Genomic DNA, 19,822 nt, shown 5'->3' with positions numbered 1-19,822 from the left:
GGTCGTTTGCATGCAAGGAGTCCCATGCGGGTCCTGATAGTCGCTCAGGGAGGGGCGGACCTGTCGCCACTGGAAACCCTGCTGGAAGCCAGGGGGAACACGGTGGTCCACGTCGCTCGTGACGTGGAAGTACCGGCGGCCTGGCGCGCCGAGCCCTGTCCCCTGGTGGTGCTGGATGCGCGCGAGCCGGGCTCGCGAATGCCCCTCGTGCGGGCCCTGCGCAGCCTGCCGGGTGGCGCCGCGGCGGTGGTGATGTTGGTGGGGCGACGCGGCGCGCTCCACCTGCTGGAGCCCGCGCTGGAGGACGGCGCGGATGAAGTGCTGGCCTGGCCCATGGACGCGGAGGAGCTGCGACTGCGGCTGGACATGGCCGAGCGCCGCTCCGCCCGCCGCGAGTCGCGCGTCGGGGTGCCGTTCGGCGACGAACTGCGCGACACCATGCTCTCCGTCAGCCCGGTGCCCACCTCCATCACCACGCTGGGCGAAGGCCGCGTCGTGGCGGCCAATGACGCCTACTTCCGGGCGTTCGGCTACTCGCGCGAGGACATGCTGGGCAAGACGACGGTGGAGCTGCGCCTGTGGGAGCGCCCGTTCGACCGCGCCCACGTCATGGAGCGGCTGCGGCAGCACGGCTCGGTGCGGGGCGTGGACGCGCAGTACCACACCAGCACCGGCGAAGTGCGCCACACGCTGTTGTTCATGGGGCTGGTGCCCTATGCGGGCGAGCCGCACGTCATCTCCTTCTTCCCGGACATCACCCCGCTGAAGCAGGCGGAGGAGGAGGTGCGCCGCTCGGAGGTGAGCTTCCGCACGCTCATCCAGAGCCTGCCGGACCTGGTGGCCGTCTTCGACCGTGACGCGCGCGTGCGCTACGCCAACCTGAAGGTCGCCCGCGCGCTGGGCTACTCGGACGTGCGCGAGCTCATCGGCAAGCACATCTCCGACATGATTCCCCCCGAGGACCTGGCCTCGGCGGACGCGCGCATGCACGAGGCCCTGCGCACCGGGCGCAACGCCCTTTCAGAAAGGCGCATGGTGCGGCGCGACGGCGGCATCCTCCACGTGGAGTCCACCACCTTCCCACTGCACTTCGACGGCGAGGACTCCATTGTCTCCGTGGCGCATGACCTGACGGAGCGCCACCAGATGCAGGCGCGACTGATGCTCGCCGAGCGCATGGCCTCCGTGGGTACGCTCGCCGCGGGCGTGGCGCATGAAATCAACAACCCGCTGGCCTACCTCACCGCCAACCTCGCCTTCGCGCGCGAGGAGCTGTCCAACCTGCCCGGCCCCGGCGCGCCCGGCATGGACGCCACGGTGACCGAGTCCCTGGCGGACGCGCAATCCGCGCTCGCCGAGGCCCAGCAGGGCGCCGAGCGCGTGCGAACCATCGTCCGCGACCTGAAGACCTTCAGTCGGGTGGATTCGCTCGAGGACTCCGTCGTCGACGTGCGCCAGGTGCTCGACTCCACGCTGAACCTGGCGACCACGGAGATCCGCCACCGCGCCCGGCTGGTGAAGCTCTTCGAGGACGTCACGCCCGTGCGCGCCAACGAGTCGCGGCTGGGCCAGGTGTTCCTGAATCTCCTGGTCAACGCCGCGCAGGCCATTCCGGAGGGCTCGCCGGACCGCCACGAGATTCGCGTCGCCGCGCGCATGGGTGATGGAGGCCGCGTGCTGGTGGAGGTGTCGGACACGGGCGTGGGCATCGCCGCGGAGCACCTGCCGCGCCTGTTCGACCCCTTCTTCACCACCAAGGCTCCCGGCGTGGGCACCGGCCTGGGCCTGTCCATCTGCCACAACCTGGTGACGGCGCTGGGCGGCGAGATTCGCGTGCGCAGCGCCCCCAACCGAGGCTCCACCTTCCAGGTGCTGCTGCCTCCGTCCGAGCGCCCGCGCGCGCTGCCACCACCGCCGCCACTGGAGGCGCCCGCCTCCGCGGAGAAGCGCGGACGGCTGCTCGTGGTGGATGACGAACCCCTGGTCTGCACGGCGCTCGGCCGCACGCTGCGCCCCCACCACGACGTCACGCTCGCCACGCGCGCGCAGGACGCGCTGGAGCGAATCGAAGCCGGCGAGCACTACGACGTCGTCTTCTGCGACTTGATGATGCCCGGCATGAGCGGCATGGACTTCTACTCCACGCTGATGAAGCGCTATCCGGACCAGGCCCGCCGCGTCGTCTTCCTCACCGGCGGTGCGGTGACACCCCAGGCCCGCGCCTTCCTTGAAACCGTCACCAGCCCGCATCTCGAGAAGCCCTTCGCGGGCCGCGAGCTGCTGTCCTTGGTGCAGGAACGATTGGCCCGCGCCTGATCCGGGTCACAGTCCACCTGTGGAAGAATCGGACAGACTCACGCGCCGGCTGTCCTTCAATTCCCCAGCGATTCCACGGCCCTGCCCAGGCTGCGTCACACGACGCCCCCGCAAGCCCGCAGCTTCATTGACCTCAAACTAAATCCTCCGAGTAAGCGTGCGCGATTCCTGAAGATATTCCAGGGATGAACGACCGCGTCATGGGCTGGTACGGGGGTTGCTCTGGGCTGACGCGCCGCACCGTGGAGGCCATGCGGGCGGCGGAGTCGAGCGAGGTCCGGGAGTCACCAGGAGCCGCTCGCCCCCTCGGTTTTCCCGGAGGCATCAGGCGTGACGGCGGACAGGAACAAGCACGGTGGGACGCGCGCGGCGTGCGTGCGGTGGCTGGGCGTGGCGCTGGTGGCCACGGCCGGAACCGCGTGCGCGGCGGCCCCCGCCCCGTCCACGTCGCAGTCCCGGGGCGGCTCGAGCTTCACGTCGGAGACGGTGGTGGAGCGGGCGAGGGCGAAGGCGGCGCGGGCGTACGTGGAGCCCGTGTCGACGTTGCCGGAGTCCTACAAGACGCTGGACTACGACGCGTACCGGGACATCCGCTTCCGTCCGGAGAAGGCGCAGTGGCGTGACGCGGGGCTGCCCTTCCAGGCGCAGTTCTTCCACCCCGGCTTCTTCTTCCAGTTCCCGGTGGCGATGTACGAGGTGACCGGCGGCAGGTCGGCGCCGCTGCGCTTCTCGCCGGAGCTGTTCACCTACGGCCCGCTGGTGAAGCCCGGCCCGCTGAAGAAGGCGGATGGCTACGCGGGCATGCGGCTGTCGCATCCGCTGAACCGCTCGGACCTCTTCGACGAGTTGGTGGTGTTCCTGGGCGCCAGCTACTTCCGGGCGTTGGGCCAGGGCAACCTGTATGGCCTGTCCGCGCGCGGGCTCGCGCTCGACACGGCGACGTCGCGCCCCGAGGAGTTCCCCGCCTTCCGTGAGCTGTGGCTGGAGAAGCCCGCTCCCGGCGCGGACCGCGCTGTCGTGCACGCGCTGATGGACAGCCCCAGCGTCACCGGCGCGTATCGCTTCACCGTCATCCCCGGGGCGAACACGGTGATGGAGGTGGAGGCCACGATTTTCGCTCGCAAGCCGGTGGAGCAGCTCGGCGTGGCGCCGCTGACGAGCATGTACCTCTTCGGGGAGAACGACCGGGGCGACTACGACGACTTCCGGCCGGAGGTGCACGACTCGGACGGCCTCTTCGTCTGGACGCGCACGGGCGAGCAGCTCTGGCGGCCCCTGCAGAACCCCGAGCGCATCAACGTCTCCAGCTTCCAGGTGGACAGCCCGCGCGCCTTCGGCGTCCTGCAGCGCGACACGGCGTTCGCCCACTACGAGGACCTGGAGGCGCACTACGAGCGCCGGCCCAGCGCGTGGGTGGAGCCGGTGGGCGAGTGGGGCCCGGGCGTGGTGCGGCTGGTGGAGCTGCCGACGCCGGACGAGACGAACGACAACATCGTCGCCTTCTGGGTGCCCCAGAAGCCGCTGGCCGCTGGCGATTCGCTGCGCGTCGCGTACAAGCTGCACTGGGGCTCGCGCTCGCCGTGGCCCGTGACGGGCGCCACCGTCGTCAGCACGCGACTGGACGCGGGCGACTCCTGGAAGGGCGCGAGGCTGAAGGACGCGCGCCCCATGCGCCGCTTCGTCATCGACTTCTCCCCCGTGCCGGACCTGAAGGAGAGCACCACGCCCGTGGAGCTCGTCGTCAGCGCCGGCTCGGGCAAGGTCCTGCGCCCCATCGCCAACCGCCACACGCCCTCGGGTGGCTGGCGCGCCACCTTCGAGCTGCACCCCGCCTCCCCTGCCGTCCCCACCGAGCTGCGCGCGTACCTCAAGCGCGGCCCGGAGACTCTCACCGAGACCTGGAGCTACCTGTGGATTCCGTGACGACGCTGACTGCCTGCCCCTCCGTCCCGTCCACCGTGTGGGCCGTCCCGCGTTCTCGCGCGGCGCTCGACACCTTCTTCCGCGGCTTCGGCTTCACCACCGAGGCGGACCTGTCCGCGCTGGCGGCATGGGTGCTGGACGGCTACGGCGCCCAGGGTGCCCAGCCCCCCGCGGCGGTGGCGCTGGCGCGCGCGCGCATGGAGACGTGGTTCGCGAGCGTCCTGGGGATGGAGCACGCGGGCCCGGGCCTGCTGGCGCGAGGCCGCGCGGCCTTCGTCCTGTGCGACGGCGCGAACCGTGGCGCGCGGCTGCTCACCCGGGCTTCGGCGCCGGAGGACTTCGTGAAGGCGGCGCGCGCGGCGGTGCCGGTGCCGGCGCCCGCGCAGGTCAGCGCGGTGATGCCCGAGCAGCAGCTCGTGCTGTGGCCGTTCGGTGAGCTGCTGCGCCGCTGGTGGCGCGGGGTGTCGCCGGACGTCTCCATCTCCCGCTGAGCGGGGGTGCAGCGGAGCCTCGCGATGGAAGCCCACTCGTTTTCGCCCGAGAGCGCCGCTTTCCGGCGCGTCGGAGTCCTGGGCCTGGCGGCCATCACCACCCTCGTGGGGACGCTGGAGATGCACCGCCTGTTGAGCGCCCACGGCACCTCGGTGCCCGAAGTGGTGCTGGTGGGGCTCTTCGCGCTGTGCTTCGGCTGGATTGCGCTGTCCTTCTGGACGGCCATCGCGGGCTTCCTCCAACTGGCCCTGGGCCCCCGGCTTCCCGGGCTGCGCTACCCGACACCGGACGAGGAGGGCCAGCCCCTGGCGTCGCGCACGTCGGTGGTGATGCCCATCCACAACGAGGACCCGGCCTCCGTCTTCGCCAACGTGCAGGCGACGTACGAGTCCGTGGCCGCCACCGGCCATCTGGACGCCTTCGACTTCTACGTGCTGAGCGACTCCACGCGCGCGGAGGCGTGGGTGGCGGAGGAGCTGGCGTGGTCGGAGTTGTGCCGCCGGGTGGGCGGCCAGGGACGCATCTTCTACCGGCGGCGCACGGACAACACGGGCAAGAAGGCGGGCAACCTCGGCGACTTCTGCGAGCGGTGGGGCCGCCGCTACGACTTCACGGTGGTGTTGGACGCCGACAGCCTCATGGACGGCCGCACGCTGGTGAAGATGGCGCGGCTGATGGAGCTCAACCCGCGCGCGGGCATCCTCCAGGCACCGCCGCTGAACGTGGGCCGCACGACGCTCTTCGCGCGCCTCCAGCAGTTCGCGGGCCGGGTGTACGGGCCCGTCGTGGCCGCGGGCGCGGCGGCGTGGCAACTGGGCGAGTCCAACTACTGGGGCCACAACGCCATCATCCGCACGGAGGCGTTCATCAACCACTGCGGGTTGCCGGTGCTCCCGGGCAAGCAGCCCTTCGGCGGACACATCCTCAGCCACGACTTCGTCGAGGCGGCGCTGATGCGGCGCGCGGGCTACACGGTGTGGCTGGTGCCGGAGCTGGGCGGAAGCTACGAGCAGCCGCCGCCGAACCTGCTCGCGTATGCGCAGCGCGACAGGCGCTGGTGCCAGGGCAACCTGCAGCACCTGAGCCTCGTCATGGCGGGCGGCCTGCATCCGTTCAGCCGGGGCCACTTCCTGATGGGCGTCATGTCCTATGTCGCCTCGCCGCTGTGGCTCCTGTTCCTGGTGTCGGGGCTCGTCGCCGCGCTGCATGACCGCTTCTTCCTGGACGCGCACGCGCTGGAGTCGCCCGTGCTCGCGTTCGACGCACCCGGCGCGCTGCGCCTGTTCGCGGTGTCCATGGGCATGCTGTTCGCGCCCAAGGTCCTGGGGCTGATGCTCGCGCTCTTCAAGCGGGGCGAGGCGGCGAGGATGGGGGGGCGCGTGAAGCTGGTGCTCAGCGTGCTCGTGGAGAGCGTGCTGGCCTCGCTCCTGGCGCCGGTGATGATGCTGTTCCAGTCACACTTCGTCTTCGGCACGCTCCTGGGGTACCGGGTGAACTGGTCCAGCCAGCAGCGCGAGGACGCGGACCTGCCGTGGTCCGAAGCGGCGCGGCGTCACGCCGTGCACATGGCGGTGGGCGTGGGGATGCTGGCCGTGGCCGCGCTGGTGTCCCCGGCGCTGGTGGCGTGGCTGCTGCCAGTGGCGGTGGGGCTGCTGCTCGCCGTCCCCCTCACGGTGCTGACGGCACGCTCCTCGCTGGGGATGTGGGCCGCGCGACGGGGGCTGTTCCTCCTGCCGGAGGAGACGGAGCCTCCCGAGGTGGTGGAGCGGGCCCAGGCCATCACCGAGGAGCACGCGGTGGAGCCGGTGCCGGACGCCATCGAGCGGGTGCTCGGCGACGCCAAGATGCACGCGCTGCACCTGGCGCTGCTGGAGTCGCAGCCGGGGCTCGCCGAGCACACCTCGCCCGCGGCCCTGGAGTCCGCGCGACGCAAGCTGCTGGGCGGCGGCGCCGAGCCCCTCTCCGCGCAGGAGAAGGTCGCGGCCCTGCTGGACGTGGGCACGCTGAGCGAGGCGCGCGAGCAGCGCCTCACGCGCGCGCTGTCCTGACGCGGCGGAGCGGTCAGCCCTCGTCGTGCAGCACGAGGTCCAGCGAGTCGAGCGCTCGGCCCTCCGAGGAGGCGCGGCGGACCTCGCGGTCCTCGAATCGACGCGACATCAGCGCGCGCAGGTTGAAGCGCGCGGCGCGGGCCAGCCGACCGGCACGGGCCTTCAGCGCCCCTCGCGAGACCTTTTGCGTGGACGTCAGCCCCACGAAGACGCGGTTGGCCGTCGTCTGCGAATCGAAGGCGTGCAGTTGCGCGAAGCTCGCCTGCCACGTCTGGAGCATCGCCGGGTACAGCGGATTGGGAGAACGGTGCACGTTGCTCACCACCGCGCCGTCGGGCGTGAGCCGGGCCTTGGCGGCCTGGAGGAACTCCCATGTCGCCAGCGCCTTGGGCATGCCTCGGGGGCCATAGGCATCCAGGAGGATGACGTCGTAGGCGGGCCCCGGCGTTTCGATGAAGCGGCGCCCGTCCGCCACGTGCGCGTGCAGCAGCGCATCCTCGCGGAAGCCGAAGTAGCGCCGGGCGACCTCGAGCACCTCCCCGTCACTGTCCACCGCGTCGATGCGCGTCTGGGGCAGCGCGGCGCGCAGGAACATGGGCAGCGAGCCGCCCCCCACACCCACCATCAGGATGCGCTGGGGATTGGCCACGAAGGCCACGCCGCCAATCATGCCTTGCGTGTATTCGAGCTCCAGCCGCAGCGGGAAGCCCTGCCCCACCACGCTCTGGTATGCGCTGTCCCAGCCGAACTGGAGGTAGCGCCGGCCCTCGTCGTCCTGGCTGACGATGCAGCGATGTGAGCCGGCGAGCCCCACGTGCAGGACGGTGCGCGGCTGGGAGAGCCAGCGGAAGACTCGCGCGAGGTAGCGCCGGGAGCGCTCGACCTTGCCTCCGGGAAGAGAGAGGCCGAGCGGTGCGCCCTGGCGGGGGAGAACCCGCTTCCAGGGCGCCTCGCACCACCAGGGACCTCCCGCGCGCGGCCAAGTCACGCACAAAGGTCTATCACCTCCCCGGCCGGCTTTTGACAGCCGTGCGTCACGCGAAGAGGCGACGGAGCACGGCCACCATCGCCGCCACGTCGGACGCGCACGCCATCTCCCGGATGGAGTGCATGGACAGCATGGGGTTGCCCACGTCGACGGTGCGGATGCCGAGCTGTCCCGCCGTAATCGGGCCGATGGTGCTGCCACACCCCAGGTCCGTGCGCGTGACGAAGTGCTGCGGCGTCACCCCCGCCTCGCGACACAGCGCGGCGAAGTACGCCCAGGACTCGCCATCGGTGGCGTAGGACTGATTCACGTTCGACTTGATGACGGGCCCGGCGCCCATCTGCGGCTGGTGCTTGGGCTCGTGCAGCGAGGCGTAGTTGGGGTGGACCGCGTGCGCCATGTCCGCGCTGACCAGGAAGGACTGGGCCATGGCGCGGTGGAACGCATCGGGCTTTCCGTCCGAGAGCCCCAGGGTGAGGCGCTCCAGGAGCGTGCGCAGGAAGGGGGACGCGGCGCCTTGCGCGCTGCGGCTGCCCACCTCCTCGTGGTCGAACAGGATGACGCCGCTGGTGGCCTCGCGCGAGGCCGGGCCGGTGAGCAGCGCCGTCAGGCTCGAATGGCAGCTCGCGAGGTTGTCCAGGCGCGGCGCATGGAGGAACTCCTCGTGTGCCCCCGAGCGCGTGGACGGCTGCAAGTCGTAGAGGCACAAGTCGTAGCCCAGGATGTCGGCCGCCTCCGCCTTCACGCCGCCCTTCGACAGCTCCTTCACCAGCATGGCGCGCAGGTCCACCGCGCCCGCGCTCTCCAGGCCCAGCACGGGCACCATCTGCTCCTGCGGGTTGAGCTTGAGGCCCTCGGTGTTCACGCCTCGGTTGAGGTGGATGGCCAGGTTGGGCACGCGCAACAGCGGCTTGCGGAAGTCCACCAGATGGCCCCGGGGCTTTCCGCCTTCGAGCAGCACCACGCGGCCGGCGAGCGACAGGTCTCGGTCGGTCCAGGTGTGCAGCAGCACCCCGCCGTAGATTTCGACGCCGAGCTGCTGGTAGCCGTTCTTGGCGACCTGGGCGTTGGGCTTGAGTCGCAGGTTGGGCGAGTCGGTGTGGGAGCCGACCAGTCGGAAGCCCGCCCGGTCGACCAGCGCGGTGCCCAGGTGGAAGGCGGCGATGCTGGTGTCGCCCCGGGTGACGTAGACGCGCTCACCGGGCTTCAGCGTCCAGGACTCGCGCTCGTCCAGGGCGCGGTAGCCCGCTTGCTCCAGGCGGCGGGCCGTCTCCCGCACCGCGTGGTACGGCGTGGGCGAGGCATCGATGTACGCGAGCAGGTCATCGGCCAGGGCGTCGGTGTCGGTGGGGCTCATGTCGGCCCGAAGCTAACCGCTGGCGGGCGTCTCGCCACGTCAGAATCACGTCCCCCGAGCGGACGGACGGGCCCCTGTCGCCGGCGGCGGTACGGTGGAGGACGGCCGGGCCTGGGGGGCGGCGTCGAGGAAGGTCCCCAGCAGCACCCACCGGCGGGACTGGTCCTCCTTGCCGCGCTTGGCGAGCAGCGGCGTCGTGTAGTGCCAGAAGGGCAGCCGGTACACGGTGATGCCGCCCACGGTGCTCACCCGCGTCATCTCGGACAGGTGCCCCTCCTTCTCGTAGACGAGGTACTGGTGGTCCACGCCCGGCATGGTGAGGCTCACGTGCATGTCCACGTAGCCGGCGCGGGCCTCGGCCTCCTCGGGGTGGTGGTCATTGTGAGGGCCGGAGTAGTCGCCGGGCCCGTAGCAGAGCACCTGGATGCCCCAGTTGCGCCGCAGCACGCGGCCACTGACGGAGGCGGCGAAGGCGGCGAAGGTGTCCGAGCGAAGCATGGTGGTGAGCCCCACCGCTTCCGCCGCGCGCCAGGAGCGGGAGCGCCGGTTCTCCAGCAGCGCGGTGCGCACGCGGACCGTCTTGGGCAGCAGCTCCATGTAGTTCATCGTCATCCCGGAGATGGAGTCCACGGGGATGGGGTCCTCCATGCGCACCAGGGTGTTGTTGAGCGCCGCGTCGAGCGCGTTGCGACAGGCGGCGGCACGAGTCGCGTCCACCACGCCCTGGAGGGAGACGAAGCGGCGCGCGGGGTCCAGCAACGCGCCAGAGACTGAGGTGTCCCGGCCCTCCAGGATGCGGCGGCCCTTGGGAGTGAGGAGGTCGGCGAACTCGGAGGGGAAACGCTTCATGCCGCCCCGAATACGGCTTCACCGGCCGGTTGTCGTGCGGAATGCGCGCCGCATCCGTGTTCGCTCGGTGCCACGGGCCGTGCTTCATGTCCCGGAAAGCACGGCCCGCGAGGGGCCTGTCACGTCCGATGTGTGGGCCGCTGATGCCGAGGAGGCTCGAAGCGGTCCCTGTCCCGGTTGGGGTCGGGCTTCTTGCTCGGAGGCCGTGACTCGGTCTTCGAGGGCGCCTTGGGGGGCGGCCTTGGTGTGGGCCTGGGACGATGGGGGTTGATATGAATGGGCATGTTCGTCTCCTGTGAGTTGTCGCACCTCGTGCGCACATGGGGGATAGGTCGGAGAGGAAATACCGGTTACAGGCTTCAGCACGATCTGGGTGTCCAGGGACCTCATGACGTCATGCGTCAGACATTGGGTGCCGTTCTTGGCTCCCTGATGGGTGTGTTTCCGCTCGGCGGCAACCTTTACCGGCCGCCTGCGATAACCTGCTGATTCGTCGAATTCTGGAGAGTCCCCCAAGCATGGATCCCATCCGCAACCGTGCCCGCGTCGTCACGTCAAACCCGTCCACGTCGCTCCAGCCGCAGCGGGAGGCGCAGCAGACGGCGGCCCCGGCGAGGGCCAACGCGGTGGGTCATGCGCAGTTGAGTACCTTCGAGGCGAAGCTGGCGGCGCCGGTGCAGGCTGTGGCGGCGCAGCCGACGCCGGGCGCGTGGCGCGGCGGGCCGGACACCGAGGTGGGCAAGGCGGTGCAGGCCATCTGGGACCGGATGCAGAACATGCCGGGGGCGGATGTCACCATCAAGGGAGACACGCCGGCGTCGCTGCTCGGCCGCGCCATCCTGGACGGCAAGAAGGTGTCGAACGAGCAGATCATCGCGATGTCGAAGGTGACGTTGGATCAGCTCGCGACGGATCCGAAGGACCGGGAGAAGGTCCTGAAGAAGGTGCCGAACGCGCGCGAGCTACCGGTGCACAAGTTCACGGTGGCGATGCTGTCGGCGGCGACGGGAATTGATCCGCAGAAGCTGTCCGAGGCCTGTCCCGACCTGGGTCTGACGGGCGCGCCGGGCACGCCGCTGCTGTATGCGGCGGAGGGGCAGAGCACGCAGCGCTCCACCGCGCTGCACGACTTCACGGACTACCTGCGCGGAGCGGGCATCAAGGGCCTGAACAAGGCCGTGTGGGGCGTGGAGAACCGCATCCTGTCCGCCCTCGTCTCCATCGTGGGCGGCGGACGGTACTGAGCAGACCAGGGTTCACGCCGTGAGGCGTGTCAGGGCCGTGTCCCGTACAGGGGCGCGGCCCTTCGTCTTTCACGGGCTGAGCTTCGAGTGAGCCGCGTTCCCAGTCCTGGCACGTGCGCGTTCGTGGCAAGCAACTTGTTCCGGCGGAACGCCGACAGCTCGCGCAAGCGGTTTCTACCGTCTTGCCTGTACGCGCGTCATGAGGTCAGTCGCCTTGTTCCGGCACCGCACCCGCGAGCTTCGCGCGAGCAGCCTCCAGTCGCTTGACGCGTACCTTCCCAGCAACGTCGAGCAGTCGGCGGTCGCGCGCCCAGCGCTCACGAGTCACAGCGTCGACCTGGGCCCACAGCGGCTCACTCTCGACGAGCGTGCGCTTCACCTGAGCCAGCGCGCCAGCGAGCGCCACATGCGTCGCCACGGATGACGGGTCCGCCTGGGCAAGGCCGCGCATCATCACCGCGAGCGCGAGCAACTCCTCGCGGATGGGGTCAGGCCAGCCGCTGCGTCGGCCGAGCTGGAGAAGCCAACCGAGGAGTGCGAGATGGACATGACAGTCCTCCACCGTGCGGAAGGGCTTGAGGTATCGCGTGTAGCCATCGCCCGGGAGTACTTCGTCCGGTGATACCGCCACGTCTTCGAGCCGCAGCTCCGCGTGAGGGACCTCGGGCACGAAGGGGAGCTCGGGCAATTCAGTGGCGATGATGCCCGCGCGCCTGGCGTCCACGGACACCAACCTGAGCCGGTTGCGGCCCTGCTCGTCCTGTCCTTCGGAGGCGACGATGAGTAGCAGCTTCGCGCTGGAGCCCAGCGTGACGAAGGCTTTCTCCCCTGTGAGTGTCCAGCCCGTGGCCGTTGGCGCAAGACGCGTCTGGATGGCGGCGGGGTGCCCACCCATCGACTCCGTGGCGCAGAGCGCGACGGGCTGGTCAGCGGGGAGCATGGGGAACAGGAAGCGGTGGGCGGCGTGGTACCCGGAGGCGAATGCAAAGCCAAGCCGGTCCGCGCGAAAGCCTCCCGCGAGCGCGAGGTCCGCGGGCGACTGGAACCGCGGCACCAGTTCCACATGACGGCGCCACCACGTCTCGACGGAGTCGAGTGTGACGGGCTCGGGGGACTCAGTGAGCAGGAAGGAGAGGACGTCGTTCACAGGGCCACTATACGACAGCCAGACGCAAGCGGCGTTCCCGGAACAATCCAAACCAGAGGCGGCCCACCGGCCTGACTGAAGTCAGCCAGCGGCGCCAGACCCAACATGCCTTTACCCTCTCAAAAACAACACCCAAGGCATGACTGTGTACAGGATGCGCTGCACCAGCCCCCCATGATGAGCAGACAGAGTCCAGCGCTCGGCGTTACATCCCACGCGCCTCCATCTACAACCTCATCAATCGCAGCCCGAGCATCCAGCTCGCGGGAGTCGTGAACGTGGCAGGAGTCACTCGCTGCGTCCACGAATGCGCTGGCGACCTGGATGCTCAGGGGCGCGGCTGAGGTGTCCCGGAATGCGCTCAGTCGGCGTGCCAGGGAACTGGGATTCGCCCGCACCAGCACGCGACCTTCGCGGGCCCCAGGGCGACAACTCCCGGCCGGCGTCGCTGGCCCTCGCACTCACTTCGCCACGAGGCCCGACGACAGCGCGTCAGGCCCGGGCAAACAACCTCACCCCGCCAGGCGCTTGCGGCCACCCGCGGACTTCTTGCCCTTCGTCGTCTTCTTCCCCTTCACGGGCTTCTTCGCGGAGCGGGACTTGGACACGGACTTCTTCTTCGAGGCCTTCTTCCGGGCGGGGGCCTTCTTCTCCGGCGCCAGGATGGTGCCCCTGCACTGGGGCGCGCCACAGCGGCACACGTAGAGGGCTTCGGACTCGGACCCCATGTCCTCGGTGCGCTCGTAAGCGTAGTCGTAGACCAGCTCCTCCCCTACCTCGAGCGCGCGCAGGGCGAAGATGTAGATGCGCCCCTTGTCGATGAGCGCCTCGCAGTTGGGGGCACACGAGTGGTTGATGTAGCGCGCCTCGTTGTGCAGGGTGCCCGCGTCGAGCACCGTCTTGCTGTCCAGGTTGAACAAGAAGGTGTGGTGCCGCCCCATGGCCTCGTCGTCGTAGCGACGGTCCGCGTCCGCCTGGGTGATGCGCTCACCGACGTACTCGATGATGCGCTCGCCCTTGCGGATGCGGCGGGTGGCGAAGGCGCCCGTGCCCTGGATGGACGACGGACGCAGCTCGAAGGGGATGGGCTTGGAAGAAGGAGTGAAAGTGGGGGATGTCATGCGGGTATGAGTGGCCCGGAGTTCACGTCGGCCAGGACGCTCCATCAGCGGCGGTGTAGCGTGCACCAGACGGACTCTCGATGAAAGGCGTTCGATGATGCGGTGGTGGCTCGTGCTCGGTGCGGTGAACGCTTTCCTGTCCGTGGCCGCGGGAGCCTTCGGCGCTCACGCGCTCAAGGCCCGGCTCCCTCCCGACCTCCTCGTCATCTTCGAGACGGGCGCGCGCTATCACATGTACCACGCGCTCGGGCTGCTCGCGGTGGGACTGCTGGCCCTGCTGCGCCCCTCCTCGCTCCTGAACGGCGCGGGCTGGGCCATGCTTGTGGGCATCGTCCTGTTCTCCGGCAGCCTCTACGCACTCGCACTCTCCGGCGTCCGAGTCCTCGGAGCGGTGACGCCCCTGGGCGGCCTGGGCTTCCTCGCGGGCTGGGCCCTCTTCGCCATCGCCGCCTGGCGCGCGACGCCGTAGCCACCCACCGAGGCCCGGCCCCCGCTGTCACTCCCGAACCAGCGGAGGCATCGGGTACATCAGGTCCAGGTCCCGGTTGTTGCGGATGCCACACGCCTCGCGCTGCACCATCAGGTACCAACGCTGCAGCTCCGCCTCCTTGCGCACCTCGCGGTAGCGCTCCAGGCGCACCGCCCGCGTGGGGCCCCGGGACATCAAGAGCTCGCGCTCGGCGCCCTCCAGCGCGGCCAGGGCCTTCTCCAGCTTCTCGCCGGTGCGCTTGAGCGCGGAGGCCTTCTCCTTCTGGAGCTCGGCCTCCACCGGCAACAACGCGTTGACGCTCTGTTCTCGGGCCATGCCCTTGGGTTTAACCACCCCCCGCTGGCGCTCGCAGCGCGGGGGATGAGCGCACCTGAAGCGCCCTCTCAGTCCAGCTTGCCCTCCAGGACAGGGAGCGGCGAAGTGGCTGCCTTCCTGGCGCCGCGTCATCATCCCCTCCCCCACACCCACTCCCCGGAACCGCCATGCGCGCCTTCCTCCTGGCCCTCGTCGTCACCACGGCCTCGGCCCAGCAGTCTGGAGCCTCGGCCCCTGCTCCAAGGTCCTACCTGCTGCGCCCCACGAGCGTCTTCGACGGCGTCACCCCCAAGCCCCATGCGGGCTGGGTGGTGCTCGTCACCGGAGAGCGCATCGTCGCCGCCGGCCCCGCCTCTCAGGTGAAGGCGCCCGAGGGCACGGAAGTCGTCGACCTCGCCGGCACCACGCTCCTGCCCGGGCTCATCGAGGGCCACTCCCACCTGTTCCTCCACCCGTACAACGAGACGAGCTGGAACGACCAGGTGCTGAAGGAGCCGCTGTCCCTGCGCGTGGCCCGAGCCACCCAGCACGCGCGAGAGACGCTGCTCGCGGGCTTCACCACCGCGAGAGACCTGGGCACCGAGGGCGCGGGCGACGCCGACGTCGGACTCAAGCAAGCCATCCAGCAGGGCATCATCCCCGGACCTCGCCTCCTCGTGGCGACCCGCGCGCTGGTGGCCACTGGAACCTATGCCCCCAAGGGCTTCGCCCCCGAGTGGCACGTCCCCCAGGGCGCCGAGGAAGCCGACGGCGTCGATGACCTGGTGCGCGCGGTGCGCGGACAGATGGGCCGGGGCGCCGACTGGGTGAAGGTCTACGGCGACTATCGCTGGGGCCCCTCGGGCGAGGCGCGCCCCACCTACTCACTCGAGGAGATGAAGCTCATCGTCGAGACGGCACGCGACGGCGGCCGCCCCGTCTCCGTCCACGCCAGCACGCCCGAAGGCATGCGCCGCGCCGTGCTCGCCGGCGCGGAGACCATCGAACACGGCGATGGGGGAACACCGGAGGTCTTCCGCCTCATGGCGCAGCGCGGAGTCTTCCTCTGCCCCACGCTCGCCGCGGGCGACGCGCTGTTCCGCTACCACGGCTGGAAGAAGGGCGTGGGTCCGGAGCCCGCCCCCATCCAGGAGAAGCGCGCCAGCTTCCGCGCGGCGCTCACCGCGGGCGTGCCCATGTGCGTGGGTGGAGACTCGGGCGTCTTCACCCACGGGGAGAACGGGCGCGAAATGGAGCTGATGGTGGAGTACGGCATGACGCCCGTGCAGGTGCTCCAGGCGGCCACGTCCGGCAACGCGCGGATGCTGCACCGCGAGGACCGGCTCGGCCAGGTGAAGGCCGGCCTGCTCGCGGACCTCGTCGCCGTGGACGGAGACCCCACGCGGGACATCTCCGCCGTGCGCAAGGTCCGCTGGGTGATGAAGAACGGAACGCCCTACCGGCGCTGACTCGCCAGCCCGATGCCCGCGGGCTCCGCGCAGCCCGCCTCCACCGACGCGGGCAGGTAGTCCAGCGCCGACGACGCCTTGGGCGCCGCGTCTTCCGAGGCCACCCGGCGCCACGCATCCCGCAGCAGCAGATAGCCCGCGACGAACAACATCCCGTTGCGCGCCAGCAGCAGCAGCGTCTGGGGAATGCCCAGCCCGTACTTGTACGAGGGCCCCACGAAGACACCTCGCGACAGGATGGCGGCCACGAGGATGAGCACGGGCACCGTGCGCGAGCCGGACAAGAGCGCCAGCGCCGCCGCGCCCATGACCCACGTGAGGAACTGCGGACTGAGCACCGGGTTGAGGATGATGAAGGCCACCAACGGCCCCAGCGCCAGCCGCGCCAGGTCATCCATCCGCTCGGGGAGCCGGCGACGCACGGACCACATGCCCACCGCGGCCATGCCCAACGAGCCCACCACCCACAGCCACCGGCTCACCGCCCTCACGCCCTCGGCGGCCGCTCCGTGCAGCTCGAACGCCGCGGGGGCGTGAATCCAGAGCACGCCCTGGACCAGGCCCAGGTGATGCGCGGCCCACAGCAGCGAGGCCCCGAGCGACTCCACCTGGAGCCCCCGGTCGACATGGAACGACGCGAAGCCCCACCAGGGCCACACCGCGCTCAGCGGCAACAGCGGCGCCACGCCCAGCGTCAGGCCCACCACCAGCTTGCCCAGCGTGCCGCGCTTCCAGCACACGGCCAACGCGAGCGGCACCAGCACCACCGGGTACAGCTTCGTCACCACGCCCACCGAGAGCGCCAGGCCCGCCACCGTCTCTCGGCGGCGCGCCAATGCGAAGAGGGCCGCCATCGTCAGCGCCGCGGGGATGAGGTCATAGCGCTTGAGGTAGTAGAGCGCCGCCATCCACGACGTCACCGAGTACGCCAGACACGGAACCACCGAGCGCCACGCCCTGCCCCACTTGCGGGCCCCCTCGGTCAGCAGCACCCACTTGATGAACCCATCCATCACCGCCAGCTGGAGGCCGAACAGCGGGATGAACTCCCACTGCGTATGGCGCACCCACGCGGCGGGGACGAACCACAACAGCGCGTAGGGCGGGTACTCGAAGCGGAAGTCCTGGTTGGGCGTGGCGCCGGCGAGGAAGGCTCGCGCCGTCTTGAAGTACAGGTCCAGGTCGCCGATACGCGGCGAAAACGCGTACACCACGAGCGGCGTCACGCCGACGAGGAACGCGACCCAGTGCCAGGGCCCGAGACGGGCAGAAGGGGAAGCTGCGGGAGAAGGAGGGGTGGAGGCGGACACGCGAGCGCACTCTGTCCAATCCTGGCTGCTTTTGTCGCGGGGAAAGAGAGACACGCCGCCCCCTCCCCTGGTCGGGCGCCACCCGAGGAGGCGGAGTCTACCCGGGTCGGCGCTACGGAGTGCGGGCCAGGGGCTCGGCCTTCACCTGCGCGAAGAGGCGCTCGACGTCCGCTCGGCCGCACAGGTCCGTGCCCTGGGAGAGCAGGGCCGCCGTGCCGGAGGCGATGCCCCAGCGCAGGGCCTCCTCATGGGACTGGCCCCGAGCGAGCGCCAGCGTCAGCCCCGCGACGAAGCTGTCCCCCGCGCCCACCGAGCTGTGCGTCTCCACCGGAGGAGGCGAGGCGCGCAGCTGCGCGTCACGCGTCGTTAAGAGCGCGCCGTCGGCCCCCATGGACACGGCCAGGACCTCCGCCCGGCCCCTCGCCACCAGCTCCCGCGCCGCCTCGGCCTGGGTCGCCAGGTCCTCCGCCTTCCGGCCCGTCAGCTCGCGCAGCTCGCGGCGGTTGGGCTTGGCCAGGAACACCCCTTCCTCCAGCGCCGCCGAGAGCGGCGTCCCGCTGGTGTCCACCACCACGCGCACCCCCAGCCGCTTCGCCAGCCGCGCGACACGCGCGTAGAAGTCGTCGGGCACGCCCTGGGGCAGGCTTCCGCTGGCCACGATGAACGCGGCGCCCGTGGCGACCTCCCCCACCGCGCTCAGGCAGCGCTGCCACTCGAGCTCGGAGAGCACCGGCCCGGGGAGGATGAAGCGGTACTCCCGGGCGCTGGCGCCCTCGGCCACGGTGAAGCTCTCGCGCGTGGAGCCCTCCACGGGGATGGAGCGGCGCAGCAGGCCCTTCTCCTCCAACAGCTCCTCCAGCATGAGCCCCGTGGCGCCGCCCCGCGTGTAGACGGCGATGGACTCCCCGCCCAGCTCCCGCACCACGCGCGCCACGTTGATGCCGCCACCGCCCGGGTCCCTGCGCACCGAGCCGCACCGCAGCTTGTGCTCCGGGGTGACCTCCGGCACCGACGTCGCGACGTCGATGGCGGGGTTGAGCGTCAGCGTCACGATGTGCGCCATGTGCCAGGTCTCCAGCGATGGGAAGAGGTCGTCCCTCTCGGAACGCAAGCGCGCAGAGAGTGCCCCACCGTGCACGTCCCCGCCAGCCCGGCCGTTGCCATCCCCGCGCGGCTGATGCGAGATGCGTGACATGCCCTCGCCACGAGGCCCCACGCGGGACGAGCTCGACGCCGCCACCGGCCGCCACATGCCGGACATCATCGCGCCCGGCCTGCGCGTGCTCTTCTGCGGCATCAACCCCAGCCTCTACTCCGTGGTGATGGGCCACCACTTCGCGCGCCCCGGCAACCGCTTCTGGCCCACGCTGCACCTGTCGGGCTTCACGACGCGACAGTTGAGCCCCTCGGAGCAGGGCGAGCTGCGCGAGCAGGGCCTGGGCATCACCAACGTCGTCGACCGCGCCACCGCCACCGCGGACCTGCTCGACAAGTCGGAGCTGACCGAGGGCGCCCGCTCGCTCGAAGCCAAGGTGCGCCGCTACCACCCGCGCTTCCTCGCGGTGCTGGGCGTGGGCGCCTACCGCACCGCCTTCGCGCGGCCCAAGGCGCAGCTCGGACTCCAAGAGGAGACCTTGGGCACCACGCGGCTGTGGGTGCTGCCCAATCCCAGCGGGCTCAATGCCCACTACCAGCTCCCGGACCTGGCCCGGCTCTACGCGCAACTGCGACTCGCGGCGGACGCGGGCTGACGGCGCTTCAGGTGATGAGCCCCGCCTCGCGCGCGAAGCGGGTGACGACGGGCTGCACGTGGGGGAACGCGGCGGCGTTGCAGGCCAGCAGGCCGCGCAGGTTCTGCAGCTCGGAGCCGTCATAGCGATACGGCGTGCCGCCCAGGTCCGTGAGGATGCCCCCGGCCGAGCGCAGCACGGCCTCCGGCGCGCAGTTGTCCCAGCGATAGCTCTTGTCGCTGACGTGGAGGTAGAGGTCCGCCTGGGACTCCGCCAGCAGGCCGCACTTGACGCCCACCGAGCCGGACTCCTGCTCGCGGGTGATTCCCAGCCGGGCCACGACCTGGTTGGTCAGCTTGGAGCGATGCGAGCGCGACACCACCAGCCGCAGCGACGCGGGCTCCGCCACGTCCGACACGCGCAGGGCCCGGCGCGCGCCCGCCTTCTCCACGAAGCCCCCCTGCCCCACCACGCCCGAATAGAGCGTGTCGCCCACCGGCCGGTACACCACGCCCAGCACGGCCTCGGTGCCAATGGCCAGGCCGATGTGGATGGCGAACTCGCCGTTGCGGTTGACGAACTCCTGCGTGCCGTCGAGCGGGTCCACGAACCAGCAGCGCTCGAAGCGGCCGGCGGCGGCGCTGTTGTCGGACTCCTCGGCCACCACACCGTCACCGGGGAAGGCCCGGCGCAGCGCCTCCACGATGAGGGCGTTGGCTCGGGTGTCCGCCTCGGTGACGGGCCCCTGGCCGCCCGCCTTGTCCTCGACGGAGAAGGGCGTGGCGTAGACCTCCAGCAAGAGGGCGCCCGCTTCACGGGCGATGCGGCGGGCGGTGTCGAGCTCGGTGTCGAGGGATGGCATGGGCGGACAGTCTGCCCTCGAATGGGGCCTGGGTGGGAGGTCGCGCGTCGGTGTGGACCTGGAACATGGGGCGAACCGCCCCGCGCGGGGCGGATTGCCCCGCCCGGCCGGACGCGCTCGCGAGGGAAGATGGTGGCGTGGCTCCTGCACTGCATGAAGCGAACCGTGAGCGCTCGGGGAGC

General features: G+C 70.6%; 17 protein-coding genes. 8 read left to right on the top strand and 9 right to left on the bottom strand.

Annotation, left to right across the window (positions count from 1 at the left end):
* Positions 1 to 24 precede the first annotated feature (24 nt).
* The 4 genes from HR086_RS02200 (at position 25) to mdoH (ending at position 6,779) form a co-directional block, all read left to right on the top strand.
* The gene (locus tag HR086_RS02200) at positions 25 to 2,316 is read left to right on the top strand and encodes a PAS domain S-box protein (protein WP_174464706.1); all 2,292 of its coding nucleotides are present in this window, start codon (positions 25 to 27) and stop codon (positions 2,314 to 2,316) included.
* Between the two features lie 330 nt (positions 2,317 to 2,646).
* A complete protein-coding gene (locus HR086_RS02195; protein WP_373564247.1) occupies positions 2,647 to 4,239 on the top strand; it encodes a glucan biosynthesis protein in 1,593 nt (530 codons plus the stop codon).
* Complete coding sequence (locus HR086_RS02190) at positions 4,236 to 4,730, top strand: hypothetical protein (protein ID WP_246137158.1); 495 nt, start codon at positions 4,236 to 4,238, stop codon at positions 4,728 to 4,730. The genes HR086_RS02195 and HR086_RS02190 overlap by 4 nt, the downstream gene beginning before the upstream one ends.
* Before the next feature lie 24 nt (positions 4,731 to 4,754).
* The gene (mdoH, locus tag HR086_RS02185; RefSeq protein WP_174457245.1) at positions 4,755 to 6,779 is read left to right on the top strand and encodes a glucans biosynthesis glucosyltransferase MdoH; all 2,025 of its coding nucleotides are present in this window, start codon (positions 4,755 to 4,757) and stop codon (positions 6,777 to 6,779) included.
* A 13-nt stretch (positions 6,780 to 6,792) separates the two neighbouring features.
* On the opposite strand, the gene HR086_RS48210 is transcribed toward mdoH, so the two are convergent.
* Genes HR086_RS48210 through HR086_RS02170 form a run of 3 tightly spaced genes read right to left on the bottom strand, consistent with a single transcriptional unit; the run spans position 6,793 to position 9,973 of the window.
* Positions 6,793 to 7,767, bottom strand: a complete 975-nt coding sequence (locus HR086_RS48210; protein ID WP_174464705.1) for a fused MFS/spermidine synthase — start codon at positions 7,765 to 7,767, stop codon at positions 6,793 to 6,795.
* Positions 7,768 to 7,813: 46 nt separating this feature from the next.
* Positions 7,814 to 9,124 (bottom strand): M18 family aminopeptidase, encoded by a 1,311-nt coding sequence (locus HR086_RS02175; RefSeq protein WP_174464704.1) that lies wholly within the window; start codon positions 9,122 to 9,124, stop codon positions 7,814 to 7,816.
* A gap of 45 nt (positions 9,125 to 9,169) precedes the next feature.
* A complete protein-coding gene (locus tag HR086_RS02170) occupies positions 9,170 to 9,973 on the bottom strand; it encodes a hypothetical protein (RefSeq protein WP_174464703.1) in 804 nt (267 codons plus the stop codon).
* 518 nt (positions 9,974 to 10,491) lie between these two features.
* On the opposite strand from HR086_RS02170, the gene HR086_RS02165 reads away from it, so the two are divergent.
* Entirely contained in the window at positions 10,492 to 11,217 is a 726-nt protein-coding gene (locus HR086_RS02165; RefSeq protein WP_174464702.1) for a hypothetical protein, read from the top strand.
* A gap of 205 nt (positions 11,218 to 11,422) precedes the next feature.
* On the opposite strand, the gene HR086_RS02160 is transcribed toward HR086_RS02165, so the two are convergent.
* Entirely contained in the window at positions 11,423 to 12,364 is a 942-nt protein-coding gene (locus HR086_RS02160; RefSeq protein WP_174464701.1) for an acyl-CoA dehydrogenase family protein, read from the bottom strand.
* A 512-nt stretch (positions 12,365 to 12,876) separates the two neighbouring features.
* A complete protein-coding gene (locus HR086_RS02155; RefSeq protein WP_174457251.1) occupies positions 12,877 to 13,485 on the bottom strand; it encodes an SET domain-containing protein in 609 nt (202 codons plus the stop codon).
* Positions 13,486 to 13,579: 94 nt separating this feature from the next.
* Here HR086_RS02155 and HR086_RS02150 point away from each other — a divergent pair, with 94 nt between their 5' ends.
* Positions 13,580 to 13,954 carry a DUF423 domain-containing protein gene (locus HR086_RS02150; protein WP_141642555.1) on the top strand — a complete coding sequence of 125 codons (375 nt, stop codon included), beginning with the start codon at positions 13,580 to 13,582 and terminating at the stop codon, positions 13,952 to 13,954.
* Positions 13,955 to 13,981: 27 nt separating this feature from the next.
* Here the strand turns inward: HR086_RS02150 and HR086_RS02145 are convergent, their stop codons facing one another.
* On the bottom strand, positions 13,982 to 14,290 hold the full coding sequence (locus tag HR086_RS02145) for a hypothetical protein (protein WP_141646878.1): 309 nt from the start codon (positions 14,288 to 14,290) through the stop codon (positions 13,982 to 13,984).
* 167 nt (positions 14,291 to 14,457) lie between these two features.
* On the opposite strand from HR086_RS02145, the gene HR086_RS02140 reads away from it, so the two are divergent.
* On the top strand, positions 14,458 to 15,738 hold the full coding sequence (locus HR086_RS02140) for an amidohydrolase family protein (protein WP_141646877.1): 1,281 nt from the start codon (positions 14,458 to 14,460) through the stop codon (positions 15,736 to 15,738).
* On the opposite strand, the gene HR086_RS02135 is transcribed toward HR086_RS02140, so the two are convergent.
* Positions 15,726 to 17,048 (bottom strand): glycosyltransferase family 87 protein, encoded by a 1,323-nt coding sequence (locus tag HR086_RS02135; RefSeq protein WP_174464700.1) that lies wholly within the window; start codon positions 17,046 to 17,048, stop codon positions 15,726 to 15,728. The genes HR086_RS02140 and HR086_RS02135 overlap by 13 nt on opposite strands.
* Before the next feature lie 112 nt (positions 17,049 to 17,160).
* The gene (locus HR086_RS02130) at positions 17,161 to 18,111 is read right to left on the bottom strand and encodes a 1-phosphofructokinase family hexose kinase (protein WP_141648905.1); all 951 of its coding nucleotides are present in this window, start codon (positions 18,109 to 18,111) and stop codon (positions 17,161 to 17,163) included.
* 130 nt (positions 18,112 to 18,241) lie between these two features.
* Here HR086_RS02130 and mug point away from each other — a divergent pair, with 130 nt between their 5' ends.
* Positions 18,242 to 18,799 carry a G/U mismatch-specific DNA glycosylase gene (gene mug / locus HR086_RS02125; protein ID WP_305794042.1) on the top strand — a complete coding sequence of 186 codons (558 nt, stop codon included), beginning with the start codon at positions 18,242 to 18,244 and terminating at the stop codon, positions 18,797 to 18,799.
* A gap of 7 nt (positions 18,800 to 18,806) precedes the next feature.
* Here the strand turns inward: mug and HR086_RS02120 are convergent, their stop codons facing one another.
* The gene (locus HR086_RS02120) at positions 18,807 to 19,640 is read right to left on the bottom strand and encodes a 3'(2'),5'-bisphosphate nucleotidase CysQ (RefSeq protein ID WP_141648904.1); all 834 of its coding nucleotides are present in this window, start codon (positions 19,638 to 19,640) and stop codon (positions 18,807 to 18,809) included.
* Positions 19,641 to 19,822 lie beyond the last annotated feature (182 nt).

The organism is Myxococcus sp. CA039A (assembly GCF_013336645.1).
In the GTDB taxonomy this organism is placed as follows: Bacteria; Myxococcota; Myxococcia; order Myxococcales; family Myxococcaceae; genus Myxococcus; species Myxococcus llanfairpwllgwyngyllgogerychwyrndrobwllllantysiliogogogochensis.
The sequence above is the reverse complement of the archived record's forward strand: the minus strand, read 5'-3'. Positions and strand labels throughout refer to the sequence as shown.

Bases quoted from the DNA above. Each gene is read 5' to 3' on its own strand.
- HR086_RS02140 (WP_141646877.1), top strand. From the start codon at position 14,458: ATGCGCGCCTTCCTCCTGGCCCTCGTCGTCACCACGGCCTCGGCCCAG.
- HR086_RS02145 (WP_141646878.1), bottom strand. From the start codon at position 14,290: ATGGCCCGAGAACAGAGCGTCAACGCGTTGTTGCCGGTGGAGGCCGAG.
- HR086_RS02200 (WP_174464706.1), top strand. From the start codon at position 25: ATGCGGGTCCTGATAGTCGCTCAGGGAGGGGCGGACCTGTCGCCACTG.
- HR086_RS02165 (WP_174464702.1), top strand. From the start codon at position 10,492: ATGGATCCCATCCGCAACCGTGCCCGCGTCGTCACGTCAAACCCGTCC.
- HR086_RS02170 (WP_174464703.1), bottom strand. From the start codon at position 9,973: ATGAAGCGTTTCCCCTCCGAGTTCGCCGACCTCCTCACTCCCAAGGGC.
- HR086_RS02150 (WP_141642555.1), top strand. From the start codon at position 13,580: ATGATGCGGTGGTGGCTCGTGCTCGGTGCGGTGAACGCTTTCCTGTCC.
- mdoH (WP_174457245.1), top strand. From the start codon at position 4,755: ATGGAAGCCCACTCGTTTTCGCCCGAGAGCGCCGCTTTCCGGCGCGTC.
- HR086_RS02130 (WP_141648905.1), bottom strand. From the start codon at position 18,111: ATGGCGCACATCGTGACGCTGACGCTCAACCCCGCCATCGACGTCGCG.
- mug (WP_305794042.1), top strand. From the start codon at position 18,242: ATGCCCTCGCCACGAGGCCCCACGCGGGACGAGCTCGACGCCGCCACC.
- HR086_RS02120 (WP_141648904.1), bottom strand. From the start codon at position 19,640: ATGCCATCCCTCGACACCGAGCTCGACACCGCCCGCCGCATCGCCCGT.
- HR086_RS02155 (WP_174457251.1), bottom strand. From the start codon at position 13,485: ATGACATCCCCCACTTTCACTCCTTCTTCCAAGCCCATCCCCTTCGAG.
- HR086_RS02175 (WP_174464704.1), bottom strand. From the start codon at position 9,124: ATGAGCCCCACCGACACCGACGCCCTGGCCGATGACCTGCTCGCGTAC.